Annotated in this window: 14 protein-coding genes; 2 read left to right on the plus strand and 12 right to left on the minus strand. The window is 59.6% G+C overall.

Features of this window, described 5'->3' with window-relative positions; all coding sequences use genetic code 11:
* Nucleotides 1-51: 51 nt before the first annotated feature.
* The 11 genes from carB to PHV01_RS01690 all read right to left on the minus strand — a co-directional run bounded on the left by carB (nt 52) and on the right by PHV01_RS01690 (nt 11,716).
* Nucleotides 52-3,330, minus strand: a complete 3,279-nt coding sequence (gene carB / locus PHV01_RS01640; protein ID WP_337289404.1) for a carbamoyl-phosphate synthase large subunit — start codon at nt 3,328-3,330, stop codon at nt 52-54.
* The gene (locus PHV01_RS01645; RefSeq protein WP_337289405.1) at nt 3,331-3,990 is read right to left on the minus strand and encodes an O-methyltransferase; all 660 of its coding nucleotides are present in this window, start codon (nt 3,988-3,990) and stop codon (nt 3,331-3,333) included. It lies immediately after the preceding gene.
* On the minus strand, nt 3,987-5,189 hold the full coding sequence (carA, locus tag PHV01_RS01650; RefSeq protein ID WP_337289406.1) for a glutamine-hydrolyzing carbamoyl-phosphate synthase small subunit: 1,203 nt from the start codon (nt 5,187-5,189) through the stop codon (nt 3,987-3,989). Before carA ends, PHV01_RS01645 begins: the two co-directional genes overlap by 4 nt.
* Before the next feature lie 13 nt (nt 5,190-5,202).
* Nucleotides 5,203-6,546, minus strand: a complete 1,344-nt coding sequence (locus tag PHV01_RS01655; RefSeq protein WP_337289407.1) for a dihydroorotase — start codon at nt 6,544-6,546, stop codon at nt 5,203-5,205.
* Between the two features lie 19 nt (nt 6,547-6,565).
* Entirely contained in the window at nt 6,566-7,495 is a 930-nt protein-coding gene (locus PHV01_RS01660) for an aspartate carbamoyltransferase catalytic subunit (RefSeq protein ID WP_337289408.1), read from the minus strand.
* 11 nt (nt 7,496-7,506) lie between these two features.
* Nucleotides 7,507-8,055, minus strand: a complete 549-nt coding sequence (pyrR, locus tag PHV01_RS01665) for a bifunctional pyr operon transcriptional regulator/uracil phosphoribosyltransferase PyrR (protein ID WP_337289409.1) — start codon at nt 8,053-8,055, stop codon at nt 7,507-7,509.
* A gap of 200 nt (nt 8,056-8,255) precedes the next feature.
* Entirely contained in the window at nt 8,256-9,002 is a 747-nt protein-coding gene (locus PHV01_RS01670) for a formylglycine-generating enzyme family protein (RefSeq protein ID WP_337289410.1), read from the minus strand.
* Between the two features lie 2 nt (nt 9,003-9,004).
* A complete protein-coding gene (locus PHV01_RS01675; protein ID WP_337289411.1) occupies nt 9,005-10,534 on the minus strand; it encodes a HEAT repeat domain-containing protein in 1,530 nt (509 codons plus the stop codon).
* A 14-nt stretch (nt 10,535-10,548) separates the two neighbouring features.
* Nucleotides 10,549-10,986 carry a pyridoxamine 5'-phosphate oxidase family protein gene (locus PHV01_RS01680; RefSeq protein ID WP_337289412.1) on the minus strand — a complete coding sequence of 146 codons (438 nt, stop codon included), beginning with the start codon at nt 10,984-10,986 and terminating at the stop codon, nt 10,549-10,551.
* A 10-nt stretch (nt 10,987-10,996) separates the two neighbouring features.
* Nucleotides 10,997-11,278, minus strand: a complete 282-nt coding sequence (locus PHV01_RS01685; protein WP_337289413.1) for a hypothetical protein — start codon at nt 11,276-11,278, stop codon at nt 10,997-10,999.
* Between the two features lie 180 nt (nt 11,279-11,458).
* Nucleotides 11,459-11,716 (minus strand): hypothetical protein, encoded by a 258-nt coding sequence (locus PHV01_RS01690; RefSeq protein WP_337289414.1) that lies wholly within the window; start codon nt 11,714-11,716, stop codon nt 11,459-11,461.
* Nucleotides 11,717-11,889: 173 nt separating this feature from the next.
* On the opposite strand from PHV01_RS01690, the gene ligA reads away from it, so the two are divergent.
* Together ligA and PHV01_RS01700 are read left to right on the plus strand one after the other, a co-directional pair.
* Complete coding sequence (ligA, locus tag PHV01_RS01695; RefSeq protein WP_337289415.1) at nt 11,890-13,938, plus strand: NAD-dependent DNA ligase LigA; 2,049 nt, start codon at nt 11,890-11,892, stop codon at nt 13,936-13,938.
* Nucleotides 13,862-14,212, plus strand: coding sequence for a helix-turn-helix transcriptional regulator (locus PHV01_RS01700; protein ID WP_337289416.1), 351 nt, complete (start codon nt 13,862-13,864; stop codon nt 14,210-14,212). Before ligA ends, PHV01_RS01700 begins: the two co-directional genes overlap by 77 nt.
* 230 nt (nt 14,213-14,442) lie before the next feature.
* On the opposite strand, the gene PHV01_RS01705 is transcribed toward PHV01_RS01700, so the two are convergent.
* Nucleotides 14,443-14,856, minus strand: coding sequence for a hypothetical protein (locus PHV01_RS01705; protein ID WP_337289417.1), 414 nt, complete (start codon nt 14,854-14,856; stop codon nt 14,443-14,445).
* Nucleotides 14,857-15,001 lie beyond the last annotated feature (145 nt).

Below are 15,001 nucleotides of genomic sequence, written 5' to 3' on the forward strand. Positions count from 1 at the left end.
TCAACATCGGACCCCACACTCCCCACCTAGGGCAGCCGCAAGGGGCTGCCCCTACGCGCACCCAACATCTGAGTGATACTCCTGCAGTGCCTTGACCCTCAACTGCCCATGCTGCATTGCCTGGATCGCTTCCACCGCTGCGTGCGCCGCGGCCATCGTGGTAAAGTAGGGAATGCCCATGGTAACCGCTGTCCGTCGGATGGAGTACGAGTCGAGGCGCGCATGGTGGCCCTCCGGCGTATTAATGACCAGGCCGATCTCGCCATTCTTCATCTTATCGACGATGTGTGGGCGTACGCCGTCGATGACCTTGGCCACTGGCTCCACGGTCACGCCCCCGCCTTGTAACACGGCCGCGGTCCCGGCCGTCGCTACAAGGTGAAAGCCCAGTTCCGCGAGCCGTCGCGCCAGGGGCACAATATGAGATTTGTCGTTGCCCCGCACGCTCAGGAAGACCGTTCCCTCCAGGGGGAGGGCACCACTCGCTCCCACCTGTGACTTGGCAAAGGCCAGCCCGAATTCGCGATCGATCCCCATGACCTCACCGGTCGATTTCATCTCCGGCCCCAAGAGGACATCGACCCCAGGAAACTTGACAAAAGGCAGGACCGCCTCCTTGACCGCCACATGGCGAAGCGCAGGCTCTTCGGTAAAGCCCAGCTCCTTGAGGCTGATTCCAGCCATGACCTTGGCCGCCAGCTTGGCCAACGGGACGCCGATCGCCTTGCTGACGAATGGGACGGTCCGCGAGGCGCGGGGGTTCACCTCCAGGACATAGACCACATGGTCTTTGATCGCAAACTGGATGTTGATCAGGCCAACGACCCCAAGCTCCAGCGCCATGGCCTTTGTCTGGACCCGGATCTGATCGAGCAATGACTGTGGCACCGACCGGGGTGGCAGAGAGCAGGCCGAGTCGCCGGAGTGAACTCCCGCCGCTTCGATATGCTCCATGATCCCACCGATTACAACCTCCTGGCCGTCGCACAGGGCATCCACATCCATCTCGATGGCGTCCTCCAGGAACTTATCGACCAGTACGGGGTGATCCAACGAGGCCTGCACTGCACGCGTCATGTACTCCTGGAGACTCGATTCGTTATACACGATCTCCATCGCACGGCCACCGAGAACATATGAGGGTCGCACCAAGACCGGATACCCGATCTGCTGCGCGGTTCGAAGCGCCTCGCTTACCGAGACGGCGGTCCCATTTGGCGGCTGATTCAGGCCAAGACGCTGCAGCATCTGCTTGAATCGCTCCCGGTCCTCGGCTCGGTCGATAGCGTCTGGCGGAGTTCCCAGGATCTTCACGCCAGCCTGCTCTAGCGGGATGGCGAGTTTCAGTGGAGTCTGCCCACCGAATTGGACGATCACTCCCTCTGGCCGCTCCCGCTCCGCAATGTTCAGGACATCCTCCAGGCAGAGCGGCTCGAAGTACAGGCGATCGGAGGTGTCGTAATCCGTCGAGACCGTCTCCGGGTTGCAATTGACCATGATCGTCTCATAGCCGATCTCCTTCAAGGCAAAGGCTGCGTGGACGCAACAGTAGTCGAACTCAATCCCCTGACCGATCCGATTCGGGCCGGAACCCAGAATCATGATCTTCCGGCGGCCGGTCGGATTGGCCTCGCACTCCTGCTCGTACGTCGAGTAGAGGTACGGCGTATGGGCTACGAACTCGGCGCCACAGGTATCCACCATCTTGAAGGTGGCCTCAATCCCCATCCGCTTCCTGGCATCCCGGACGGTGGAGGCCTGCGAGCCGACAAGCTCGGCCAGTCGGCGGTCTGAAAAACCCAGGGCTTTGGCCTCGCGCATCATTGGAGCCGTCAAGAGGCGGAGCAGTGTCGGCCCACGACGACGCCCACCGAGGCCGATCAATCGGTCCTCAAAGTCTACGATCTCCTTGATGTTTTCGAGGAACCAGGGATCAATGGACGTGAGCCGATGAATCTCCTGCACCGTCATCCCCAAGCGGAGCGCGTCGGCAAGATAGAAGACCCGCTCCCAATTGGCGATGCAGAGGCGGTCTCGGACCAGCTTCAGGTCGATATCGCTCATCTCTGCACCCCGTACGACCTTACCCTTGAAGATCCGGCTCTCGAGCCCATACCTATCGATCTCGAGCGAGCGGATCACCTTCTGCAAAGCCTCCTTAAAGGTCCTACCGATCGCCATCGCCTCCCCAACCGATTTCATTTGCGTCGTCAGGGTCTCGTCCGCGCCGGCAAACTTCTCAAACGAGAATCGAGGGAACTTGACGACGCAGTAATCGATGGTCGGTTCAAAGCAGGCTGTCGTCTCCTTCGTGATATCGTTGCTGATCTCATCCAGGGTGTAGCCGACGGCCAGCTTGGCAGCGATCTTCGCGATGGGAAACCCGGTGGCCTTACTGGCCAATGCCGAGGATCGAGAGACTCTCGGATTCATTTCAATCGCCAACATCCGCCCATTCTCGGGATTGACGGCGAACTGGATATTGCTGCCGCCCGTCTCGACGCCAATCTCCCGGATGATAGCAATGGAGGCGTCCCGCATAAGCTGATACTCTTTATCAGACAGGGTCTGAGCCGGGGCCACCGTGATCGAGTCACCGGTGTGAATCCCCATCGGATCGAAGTTCTCGATGGAACAGATGATCACCACATTGTCCTTCAGGTCGCGCATGACCTCCAGCTCGAACTCCTTCCAGCCGATGACGGAGGCTTCAATCAGGACCTGGTGGACGGGGCTCATGCTGAGCCCCCACTGAACCTGCTCGTCGAATTCGTCCCGATTGTAGGCAATACTGCCGCCGGCGCCACCAAGCGTAAACGAAGGACGGATAATCGCCGGATAGCCGATTCGTTCGACAACGGCACGAGCCTGCTCGAAAGAGTCGGCGTGGCCGCTCTCAGGCACCTCAACCCCGATCTTTTGCATCGCCTGCTTGAAGAGGTCGCGGTCTTCGGCCTTCTTAATGGCGTGGAGCTTCGCCCCGATCATCTCAACCCCGTATCGGTCCAGGATGCCCTCCTCGGCCAGCGCGACGGCCAGGTTGAGGCCGGTCTGCCCCCCGAGGGTGGGTAACAGTGCATCGGGCTTCTCCAGGGCGATGATCTGCGAAAGCATCGGTACGGTCAGCGGCTCCAGGTAGGTCCGGTCCGCCGTCTCCGGGTCGGTCATAATCGTGGCCGGATTCGAGTTGACCAGGATCACCCGGTAGCCTTCCTCCCGCAGCGCCTTACAGGCCTGAGTCCCCGAATAGTCGAACTCACACGCCTGCCCGATCACGATCGGGCCAGAGCCGATAATTAAGATGCTCTCAATGTCAGTGCGCTTTGGCACCTACGTCACCTTTACGCCGTAGGCAAGGCCGTCGCCTACTGGGAGGATCTGAGCGAGAAACTGGGGATGGTGGACGAAGTAGTCATTAAAATCGCGAAGCGCCTCGGTTGATCGACGATACTGTTCGGCGACCAAGCGGCCGCTCGCGACCTGTCCTCTCCAGAGAACATTATCACAGACAACGATCCCGCCGGTCCTCATCAACGGTAAGGCCAGATCCAGATAGTCCCGGTACTCCTCCTTCACCGCATCAAGGTAGACGAGGTCGAATGGCCCCTCAAGTGTCGAGATGACCGTCAGCGCCGGCCCCTTATGAAACTCCACTTGGTTCTCCAGGCCGGCGCGCTTCACATACGCTTTCGCCTTCACGATCATCTCAGCGTTGGTGTCGATGGTCACCACCCTGCCGTGAGACGATATGGCTCGCGCCATAAAGATGTCGGCATACCCAATGGCGGTGCCGACCTCCAGAACCCGCTCTGCCCGGATGGTCCGGACCGTAATCTCCAGAAACGTCGCAACCTCCGGATCGGCAATCGGAATGTCATGCTCGCCTGCAAAGCGTTCCATCTCTTGCAGCAGCAGATCCCTCTCGGGGAGCAGCCGCCCGAGATACTCCTCCTGCTCCCGATGAATGATGAGTCCAACCCCCGCCTTCATTGGCCTGCACGCGCCTTCGCCATCACATCTACGAAGCGCTGAAAGAGGTAGCCGGCGTCGTGGGGACCAGGGGAGGCTTCCGGGTGGTACTGCACCGAAAAGATCGGGAGGCGACGGTGCCGCATCCCCTCGGCGGTGTGGTCGTTGAGGTTGATGTGGGTCAGCTCGATCTCTTTATCAGGGATCGAGGCGATGTCTACGGCAAAGCCGTGGTTCTGAGTGGTGATCTCCACCTTCCCGGTCGTCAGATCCTTGACAGGCTGGTTGCCGCCATGATGCCCGAACTTCAGTTTGTAGGTCCGCCCCCCGAACGCGAGGCCCAGGATCTGATGCCCCAGGCAGATGCCAAAGATCGGCTTGATGCCAATCAGCTTTTGTACGTTGTCAATCAGATACGGCACACCCTCCGGGTCGCCTGGACCATTACTCAAGAAGATCCCATCCGGGGCCAGATCCAGGACCGTGGACGCGGGGGTGTCCGGCGGGACCACCGTCACGTCGCACCCTGCCTCCACCAACTTCCGCAGGATGTTCCACTTGATCCCGCAATCGTAGACTACCACGCGGTAGGGTGTAGGGGTTAGGGTAGAGGGTTTAGGAAAGAGATTCAGTTGCAGCCTCTGCTCTGTTCCCTGACCCCCAACCCCTAGCTCCTGCTCTTCATACCTCTTTCCCAATTGCCATGTCCCTTGTCGCCAGGTGTAAGATTCTTTACAGGCGACTTCTATCACTAGGTCGCGACCGATCAGGCCAGGCGAGGACTTGGCCTTGGCAGCAAGGCTCTCTGGATCCAGATCCTGAGTTGAGATCACCCCTTCCATCGCCCCATGATCCCTCAGATGCCTGGTGAGCGCTCGGGTATCGATTCCCTGAATTCCCACGACGCCCTGCTCTTGAAGGTAGCTGTCAAGGGTCCGAGTGCTGCGCCAGTTGCTCGGGTAGGGGCTCGCCTCCTTCACAATGAATCCTTCCACGGCCGGCGCTGTTGACTCCACGTCCTCAGGGTTGATGCCATAGTTGCCGATCAGGGGGTAGGTCATCACGACCATCTGGCCCTTATACGAGGGGTCCGTCAGGACCTCCTGGTATCCGGTCATGCTGGTGTTGAAGACCACCTCGCCGACGGTTTCCCCCTCTGCGCCAAAGGACGACCCCTCGAAGAGGGTGCCATCGGCCAGCACCAACAACGCCTGTTTCACAAACGTCCCCTCATCATGCCTCCCACACCACCTTGCCGGCTACCAGCGTCGCTACCGCTCCCCCCTTCAACCGCCACCCATCAAAAGGTGTATTCCGACTCTTGGAGGCAAAGGCAGAAGGCTCCACCGTCCAGTCACGGTTTGGATCAAAGATCGTCAGATCGGCGTCGGCGCCTTCGGCGATCTGTCCCTTTGGAAGCTTCAGGATACGCGCGGGCTCGCTGCTCAGTTTCGCAATCGCCTCCGATAGACTCAGTACTCCCGGGTGCACCATGGTTGTCAGCGTCACGGCAAGCGCCGTCTCCAAGCCGATCACCCCGAAGGGGGTCAGATCGAACTCCTGCTCCTTCTCCTGGACCGTGTGAGGGGCATGATCCGTTGCGATCACGTCGATGGTGCCGTCTCGCAGCCCCTCGAGCAGGGCCTGTCGGTCGGTCTCAGACCGAAGCGGCGGATTCATTTTGGCGTGAGCACTGAAGCCACGGACAGCTTCTTCTGTGAGCGCAATATGATGCGGGGTTGCCTCGCAACTCACCCGGACCCCGCGGGCCTTGGCCGCACGAATCAGGCGCACCGATTCGGCTGCGCTTACGTGCGCAATGTGGAGTTTCGCGCCGGTCAGCTCCGCCAGGAGGATATCCCGCGCGACCATCACTGCCTCCGAGGCCGAGGGGATGCCGCGAAACCCGAGCTCGGTCGAGACGAACCCCTCATGGGCGACACCCCTGCCGCTCAGGTGCAAATCCTCGCTATGCTGGATGACCGGCAGATCAAACATTGCCGCATACTCCATGGCTCGACGCATCAGTTCGGCGTTCATGACCGGCCGACCATCGTCGGAGATTGCGACGCAGCCGGCTTCGAACAGCTCTCCGATCTCGGCCAGCTCCTCCCCTTTCAGCCCCTTCGTGATAGCGCCAACGGGATACACCTGAACGGCACCCTCGCGCTTGGCCACGTCAAGGATGAACTCGGTAACAGAGCGCGTATCGTTGACCGGGGCGGTGTTCGGCATACAGCAGACCGCCGTAAAGCCACCCCGCGCTGCGGCCATCGTCCCGCTCGCAATAGTCTCTTTATCCTCACGCCCTGGCTGGCGCAGGTGGACATGCATGTCGATCAATCCAGGGCAGACCACCAGTCCCGTCGCATCCATCATCCGATCAATGGGGCCTATCTCATTTGTCTGGGACTTTGAACCTCTGGAAGATTTCTCTCTTCCCGTTGAGTTGAGCATGTATCCAGCTAAATTCCAGTCTAACTGGACGATCTTGTCATCTTCTATAAGAACGTCCAGAACGTCATCGACCGCATTTGCAGGATCGATGACGCGTCCGCCCTTAATCAGTATCCTCATGATCGCTCCATCTCCCGAACTATCCTGTCTGGCCGCCGCCGGCAAGGAGGTAGAGCAAGGCCATTCGCACGGCCAGGCCATTTTCGACCTGATTGAGGATCAGCGAATAGGGCCCGTCGGCAACGTCCGGCGCAATCTCCACGCCCCGATTGATCGGGCCGGGGTGCATGATCAGGACATTGGACTTTGCGGCCTTCAGCCGCTCTCCGCTGAGACCGAACAGGCGCGAGTACTCTCGCAGCGAGGGGAACAGCCCGGCCTGTTGACGCTCGGTCTGAAGTCGCAGCATCATGATGACATCGACCTCGGCGATGGCTCGATCGAGGTTCGTAAAGACCTCAACGCCGAGCCGCTCGATAAAGCGGGGGAGCATCGTCCGTGGCCCTGCGACCCGTACCTCCATCCCCATCTTCTGCATCCCGTAAATGTTGCTCCTGGCGACCCGACTGTGGGCGATGTCGCCGATAATGGCTGCCTTGAGCCCCTCCAGTCGCCCCAACTTCTCTCTGATGGTGAAGAGGTCGAGCAGGGCCTGGCTGGGATGCTCGTGAGCGCCATCTCCGGCGTTAATGATCGACGCCGCAATCCGCCTGGCCAGGAATTCCGCCGCTCCAGCGGACGGATGGCGGATGACGACGATGTCCGGGTGCATCGCTTGCAGTGTGAGACCCGTGTCCTTCAGACTTTCTCCCTTGGCCACCGAACTGGACGAGATGGAGATGTTGATGACGTCGGCGCTCAGCCACTTGCCTGCGATCTCAAAGGATGTCCGGGTCCGCGTGCTAGGCTCGTAGAAGAGATTGATCAGGGTCTTGCCACGCAGAGCCGGCACCTTCTTGATGTCGCGGCGAGCCACCTCCTTCATCGACTCGGCAGTGTCCAAGATCAGCCGGATCTCGTCGACCGTCAGCTCCCGCATGCTCAACAGATCTTTGCCTGCCAGGCCCATCGCGTCCTCTTCTACCCCTTCACGATGACGATCTTGTCCTCCCCATCTTCCTCAGTGAGCAGGACCTGAATCTGCTCCTGCCGTGAGGTGGGGACATTCTTGCCGACATAATCGGCCCGGATCGGCAGTTCGCGGTGACCTCGATCGACGAGGACGGCAAGCTGAATCAGGCGGGGCCGACCAAGATCGATCAGTCCGTCCAGGGCGGCCCGGATAGTCCGGCCGGTATACAGGACATCATCCACCAACACCACCCGCTTCTCGTTGATCGAGAACGGGATCTCGGTTGTTCGGACCACCGGCTGCGGCCCGACCTTGTCCAGATCGTCGCGATACAGGGTCACATCCAGGGCTCCAACCGGAGTATCAGTCCCAGCAATAAACTTCAACTCCCTGGCGATCCGCCTGGCCAAATCTACCCCTCGACTACGGAGGCCGATCAGGACGAGGTCCTCCGTCCCGTTATTTCGCTCCGTGATCTCGTGGGCAATCCTGGTTACAGCCCGCTGGATGCCGGCCTGTTCCAGAATCAGGGCTCTTTCGTTCAATTCAGCAGCCATGAAGTTCAGGGCACAAAAAAACCCCCTCACCATCCGGCGAGGAGGTCGCTCGATGCACAATATCTAGAATGACTTGCGAAGTCCCCACAACATCTCCTTTTCGAACCTCTCTGAGTTCGATTAAAAGGTTAATTTACTATACCAAAATGCGGCTGATTGTCAAGCTAAATCTTCACATCTTACCAAAAAGAAACAAGGAGTTATGTGAAAGACCTGGCGCAACGGAACCCGAGGTCGTGCTCTGCAGAGGTCGGGGCAACGTTGCTACGGAAGGTACACCGATAGATGTCGAGTGGACCGAGACTCCCGGAGCCGCCACGCACGAGCCGAGAGGTTCCGCTCGAGGGTGGATCGACGTTGCCCTGTTTGTACCGCTCGTAGGCGCCATCGTCGTGCCAATCTGCGCACCATTCCCAGATATTCCCGGCCATCTGGTAGAGCCCCCAGGGACTGCACCCGTCCGGATGGTTCCAAATACTGCAGGTCGTCGTTTGACCCCGGTCCTGGTGCCACCGGCACCAACGCCCCCCTTCCCAGTCGTTTCCCCAGGGATAGGTCCGGCCATCGTTCCCTCTCGCCCCCTTCTCCCATTCGAGCTCTGTCGGTAGGCGCAGGCCAGCCCACTCGCAATAGGCTTGGGCATCCGCCCAGTTTACGCAGACCACGGGATCATCGGCCTTCTCCGGGGGGAACTCCTGGCCATGCCAAGTCGGCTGGCCCCACGTTGCCTGGTCCGGCGGCCGGTGACCTGTAGCCTCGACGAACCGCTTGTACTGGGCATTGGTCACCGGATGGAGCCCAAGATAGTAGGCCGGCAGACGAACCGGAAATCGCGCATCACCCGCCAAAAACTCTCCCTCAGGGATCAGGACCAAGAGCGTCCCATCCCGCTCGTTCTCGATCAACAGATCGAGGTCAGCATCAATCAGTCCGTGAGATCTCTGCATCTTCACTCCTCGATCTCAATGGCCGGTTCAAGAATCTCGACAGTCATCTGTGCATCCACCGCGACGGTCTGCTGCAGCCGGTGACGGGCAAGGGCCTCAATCAGCCGACCGTATGCCCAGCGCCCGTTCTTCCGGTCTCCTCCCGGTGCCAATGCCGCCTGCAGCGCGTCCAGTTGGTCCGCGCTAAGACTGACGGCACGCCTTCGGTATAGTGCTCTATCGAGCACTGCCGGCGCCAGGCGTTCGATCCAGATCCTCCCGCCGCCGCGGCCGGATGGCGTTTCGGAGAAGACGAATTGCGTGGCGATCTCGCAGAGTGCCAGACCGGCCAGGCGCACCAGCCAGTGGCGATGTGTACGTACTTTCTCGATGTCGCCCGTGGGGAACTTGCCGCTGCTCACCAATGCGGCCAGTGCGGCTACCGCATCAGGCGGGGAGCTCCGGAGCAGAGTCTTTCGCAAGGTGTCCGGAGATTGACCTGCAAATTCTGCGCTGCGGCCTCGTTCGATCCATCGGATGAGCGCTGCGCCGAAGGCGACCCCGGGCGCCGGGGCTCTCTCGGGAATTTCGGCAATGGCCGAGCGAAGTTCGATCAATTCATCAAGCAGAGCTGCCTCGGCAGGGCTCTCAGGTCGCCAACCCGATTGTCCCAGTCGATCAAGCCCCACAACGGCACTCACCAGAGGGATCTGAAACAGCAAGGCGAAGATCTCAGCCCACTGTTGATTCCGAGCGTACACGTCGATGACAGTAGCGGTCTCCTGCTCTGTCAGTTCGCTCGCGAGCTGACGTCGGCGGCTCTCGCGGAAGAGCCCCATCAGCCTGGTATCGCCGCTACCGCGAATCAGCGAGCTGATTCGCCTGCGCAGTTCCTTATCGCCGACCCGGTATTCCGCACGGAGATGCTGAAATTCCGGATCGAGGTCGAGGTAGCGCTGGAACTGCTTGGTCAGCAGGAACAGCACACAGCGCCGACCGACGCTTTGCGGCAGATACCCTGCCTCCTTGACAAGGGCTGCTATGGCTCCTGCCGGATCAGCGATGGCGAGCTCACAGAGGGCATCCACGGCGGCCGCATTCGTGAGCCGGTTCAGGGCCGCCTTCGCGCATTTCGCTATCTCCTGATCCCGATCGTCCTGGGCATCCACAAGGGGCTTGACTGCAGCCTCGCTCTCGCCCGCCACCTCAGGCCGGTTCGCTTTCAAGGCCGACAGTACGCGCAACTCAACCGGCTTGATGGCGACGTAACCACACTCGGCGACGATACGGCCCAACTGCTCGTCACGCTCCTTCGACCACAGGGCGCACAAGGCATCCACGGCGGCCGCGTCTTTGAGCGCGCGGAGGGCGGCGGCGGCCGTCGAGCGTACCTCCGCGTCGTCCGAACGGAGAGCCTGAACCAGATACCGTACAGCGCCTGGCGAGGAGTCCTCGGCCAGTTTTCGGCACGCCTCCCGACGCAACCGAGGACCCAGCAGCGGAATCCTGGAGTCCAACTGGCCGGCGTATTTTGCGAGGTCTTGCTCGTTCAAGACGTTACTCCTTGTTATAGCTTCTTCTGACTGTAATCCCAGGTCACGACCTTTTTGGGAACGACCTTCATCAGCAGCGGATCAGGACCGCTGACGAGGTACTTATAGCCTGGATGTTCCGCGGTGCCAAAGTAGCGCTGCGCCATCGCATCACGAAATCGCTGGAGCATCCGCTTATCGTTGACGAACTCTACTATTCCCTGAATCATGATCCCTTTATAATGCTCGAAACTGTCACCCGCATCGATTACGAGGGCCACCTTCTGATTGGCCTGCAGGTTCCGGCCCTTTTTGGATCGTGGTGAGGTCTCAACGTAGAGTTCGCCATCCAGTAGTATGTGCCAGACAGGAACCACGTGCGGTTGGCCTTGACGATCTACCGTAGCCAGTCGGCAGACCTTCTGTTGTCCCAAGAATACGTCTATGGCCTGTTGGTTCATCGTCTTCCCCATCGCTCTTCTCCTATGCTGCAGGCCGTGCGGCCCGTCGCGTTTCAATCAATTCACGGACAGCCGGAACCAGGTAGACTGTGGAAAGGTCGAACCGTGATAGGCAATCGGCCAGGACCCGTATTCGATCGCCCGGCGTCAGGCGATAATCGATGATCGCCACAAGTTGTCCTCGCAGCATGCAGGTTCCGCTCTTCACGACGAATTCCTGCTGATCTAAGCCCTCGTAGAGGACCTTGACGCCAAGCCGCTCTGCCAGCTCTTCAAGCTGTTGCAGAAGTATAGCTTCGATCATCGCGCTCGCCAACGTGGGTGATCATCATCTATAAAAGCCACCCTACAGAAGAAGCCCGCAAATGTCAAGGTGACGAACAGGGTACACGAACAGATAAGAAAACCGCTGAGGGACTCACCAAACAGTCAGTCCCTCAGCGGTCGGAGGGAGGGGGAGGAGGTCAGGCAGAGCTGGAGGCGTTTACCGCCAATGGCCAGGAACCCAGGCGCCCCATCGGTTGAAATGTCCGGGCATCCAGATAGGTTGATACGCGACAGGCATAGGTCGCGCGTACCATCCTGGAGCCGGCATTACAACAGGGGCTCTGGCGACGACAACCGGGTATGGGACCCCGACGTTGATTCCAACCCTCACCCATGCATGAGCCGGCCGAGTGACGGCAACCAATCCCACGATAACGAGAGCCATTACTACCAGTTTCGACAGATACTGTTTCATGATCGTTTCCTCCTGTTGTGACTGTTTGCCTGATTAGACAGCCAACCTCGACAAGAGTTTAAGGACCGAATTACCTTGCCTCACCTAAGAATTTCTGCTACCAATAGGCGGAATATATAATCGGTGAATGCCTGTATTTATAAATAGTTAGACTGATTGCCACGTGGAGAATCATGCCAGATATCTCTCAGCTTCGCGAACAGGCTGAGGAACTCCGACGGCTTATTCGACGCCATGAGTATCTCTATTATGTACAGGACCGGCCAGAGATCACCGACGCAGAGTTCGATACGCTCTTTCAGCGTCTGCAACAGCTTGAAGCAAAGCATCCCGAACTGATCACGCCCGACTCTCCGACCCAGCGCGTTGGCGGCCAGCCTGTCGAAGGGTTTGCCTCGGTGCAGCACAAGGTAGCGATGCTGTCCCTGGATAACGCCTACAGCGCTGATGAACTCCGGGAGTTTGAGGCCCGTATGAAGCGAGCGCTGCCTGGCGAGCAGTTTACCTACGTGACCGAACCGAAGGTCGACGGGTTGAGCGTAGCCCTGGTGTATGAGCACGGCCGGCTCGAACGGGGCGCCACCAGGGGTGATGGCCGATACGGGGAGGATGTGACGCACAACCTGATGACGGTCAGGGGCATTCCGCGTCGCCTGCGCGAGCCGTTAACCGAGCTTACTGCCTTGGAGGTGCGCGGTGAGATCTTCATGTGGCGTCAAGCGTTTGACAAGTTGAATCGGGGGCTGGAGGCGGAAGGAGACGAGCCGTTCGCCAATCCCAGAAACGCCGCGGCCGGTTCAGTCCGCCAGAAAGACTCGCGGATTACCGCAAGCCGTCCCCTCGATATCTTCGTCTACGGCGTCAGCTATGCTGAGCCGGATCTGTTCAGAGGCCACTCACAGGCCATGGAGCAGTTGCTTGAGTCCGGATTCCTTCTCGATCCCAAAGATCGTAAGCACACGCTGGAGCGATATCGGCAGCGCTGCGCCGATATCGAGGAAGCCATTGCCGCCTGCCATGAGGTCGAGGCCGTCCGTGACGAGATCGGGTGCGACTGCGACGGGGTGGTGATAAAGGTCGATGCGATCGAGCAGCAACGTAGGCTCGGCTCGACCACTCACCATCCTAGGTGGGCCATCGCCTACAAGTTCCCAGCGCGGCAGGCAGCCAGTGTTATCAGGAAGATCGATATCAACGTGGGGCGAACGGGGGCGCTTACGCCGACCGCCCTGCTCGATCCCGTCAAGATTGCCGGCGCTACGATCAGTCGAGCGACGCTACATAACGCTGACGAGATCGAACGTCTTGATACCCGCGAGGGAGACACCGTCCTGATCGAGCGGGCAGGGGACGTGATTCCGCACATCCTGCGAGTGATTCAAGAAAAGCGGCCCCCTGACAGTACACCATTTCGCTTTCCCACCCGATGCCCGATCTGTGGCGCCGAGGCCTTCCGACCAGAAGGCGAGGTCGTCAGCCGCTGCACCAACTCCGCCTGCTTGGCCCGGCTGAAGGAGTCGCTGCTGCACTTTGGCGTGAGAAGGGCGATGGACATCGAGCACCTGGGCGAGGCTGTGGTGGAGCAACTTGTTGATCGGAAACTGGTTAGGGGGTTCGCCGATCTGTACCAACTTGATGTGATCACCCTCGCCGAGTTGGAACGTCTGGCTGAGAAGTCGGCGACGAACCTGTACAACGCGATCCAAGGCAGCAAGGGTCGCGGGCTGAGTCGCTTGCTGTTCGCGCTAGGCATTCGGTATGTGGGCGAGCACATCGCCACGATCCTGGCCCAGCATTACGGCTCAATGGAGAAGCTGGAGCAGGCGCCGGAGGAAGAACTGGCTGAGATCTATGGGATTGGCTCCAGGATCGCGCAGAGCGTGGCGCTCTATTTCCGCCAACCGGAGAATCGCTGCCAGATCGAGCAGTTGCGAGAAGTGGGCGTTAGTATGAAGGAAGAAGGCGTTATGGCGGAACCGCGCTCCCTGGTCGGCAAGACGTTAGCTCTAACCGGCGGGCTGGAGAGCTTGACCCGCGACGAGGCCAAGGAGCTGATCGTGCGGCAGGGCGGGCGCGTGACTTCAACGGTTAGCAAGAAGACTGACTACGTTGTCGTCGGCAAAGATCCCGGCAGTAAGTTCGACGATGCCAAGCGCCTCGGCGTCCCCACCCTCGACGAAGCCGGTTTCAAGAAGCTCATCGGCAAAGGGAGAACGCTATGAAGGCTTCGAAAATGAAGAACCCACCTCATCCGGGATTGTCGGTCGCTCGTCCGGCAATGTATACCGAGATCTCGGATTCTCTCCCGAGGAGGCCGAAAACCTTCGAGCCCGGTCCGACCTCATGATCGAGCTGACGAAAATCATCAAGGCTCGTCGACTGACCCAGGCTGCTACCGCAAAGCTGCTGGGCGTGACACAACCACGAATCAGCGATCTCACGCGCGGCAGGATCGACCGTTCCAGCATCGACAGTCAGATATGCGCGTCGGCTTAACTCTGAAGCCTCGCAGGAAGGTTGCCTAGTGGGGTAGCGACTGAGTCGCTGACCTTAGCCGGTTCTCAAAGCCTCATATTTACCCTTCGACTGGCTCAGGGCGAACGGTACGGGCATTGAGAGATCGAGCCAGCCAGCCCAAGCCTGAGTGGGCTTGGGCTGGTACAGTCTGATGCCGGACGCCCACGTCATCCCATCCACCTCCTGCGCTAGACTGATACTGAAATGCGTCAGGCGGCACCGAGTATTTTTGCGGCGCGCCTGAGGTCGGGTGCCTTGACCCAGAGAATGGCGCCGTACCGATTCTTGCCGGCAGAGACGGCAGTGATGGCGGTGACGTTGATCTTCGCATCTGCCAGCTTACTCAGGACGTTGGCGACAGCGCCAATGCGGTCCTCGCCCTGGATGAGAAAGCCGCTCTTCTTCTTGCTGAGCGTACACCCGGCTTTCTTGGCGCATTTTGCAAAGGCTGCCGAATCGGCGGGGATGAAATCCAACTGGGCTCGCCGACCCTTGGGAAACCCGGAGAAGGCCAGCAGGTTATGCCCTGCCTCCTTGATTGCGGTGAGCGCGCGCGCCGCCTCTCCCGGCTTGTTGGGGGTCTCGATGTAGAAGTAATCCACACGCTTGATCGTTTCAGCCATGACCGCCTCCTTTGAGTGTGAGCTGTGTCAACAACCGCTGCCGCTGACCGAAAAACTTATTCCACGAACCGCTTCAAGCTATTGCCACAATAGTGTACAATCCACATCGTGTCAACTTTCCTGACGAGAGAGCAAGTGCGCTCTA

Source organism: Candidatus Methylomirabilis sp. (assembly GCF_028716865.1).
Classification (GTDB): Bacteria; Methylomirabilota; Methylomirabilia; order Methylomirabilales; family Methylomirabilaceae; genus Methylomirabilis.

Coding starts and splice junctions, on each gene's coding strand:
- PHV01_RS01645 (WP_337289405.1), bottom strand. CDS start 3,990: ATGAAGGCGGGGGTTGGACTCATCATTCATCGGGAGCAGGAGGAGTAT.
- PHV01_RS01655 (WP_337289407.1), bottom strand. CDS start 6,546: ATGAGGATACTGATTAAGGGCGGACGCGTCATCGATCCTGCAAATGCG.
- PHV01_RS01660 (WP_337289408.1), bottom strand. CDS start 7,495: ATGGGCCTGGCAGGCAAAGATCTGTTGAGCATGCGGGAGCTGACGGTC.
- pyrR (WP_337289409.1), bottom strand. CDS start 8,055: ATGGCTGCTGAATTGAACGAAAGAGCCCTGATTCTGGAACAGGCCGGC.
- PHV01_RS01670 (WP_337289410.1), bottom strand. CDS start 9,002: ATGCAGAGATCTCACGGACTGATTGATGCTGACCTCGATCTGTTGATC.
- PHV01_RS01680 (WP_337289412.1), bottom strand. CDS start 10,986: ATGGGGAAGACGATGAACCAACAGGCCATAGACGTATTCTTGGGACAA.
- PHV01_RS01685 (WP_337289413.1), bottom strand. CDS start 11,278: ATGATCGAAGCTATACTTCTGCAACAGCTTGAAGAGCTGGCAGAGCGG.
- PHV01_RS01690 (WP_337289414.1), bottom strand. CDS start 11,716: ATGAAACAGTATCTGTCGAAACTGGTAGTAATGGCTCTCGTTATCGTG.
- ligA (WP_337289415.1), top strand. CDS start 11,890: ATGCCAGATATCTCTCAGCTTCGCGAACAGGCTGAGGAACTCCGACGG.
- PHV01_RS01700 (WP_337289416.1), top strand. CDS start 13,862: ATGCCAAGCGCCTCGGCGTCCCCACCCTCGACGAAGCCGGTTTCAAGA.
- PHV01_RS01705 (WP_337289417.1), bottom strand. CDS start 14,856: ATGGCTGAAACGATCAAGCGTGTGGATTACTTCTACATCGAGACCCCC.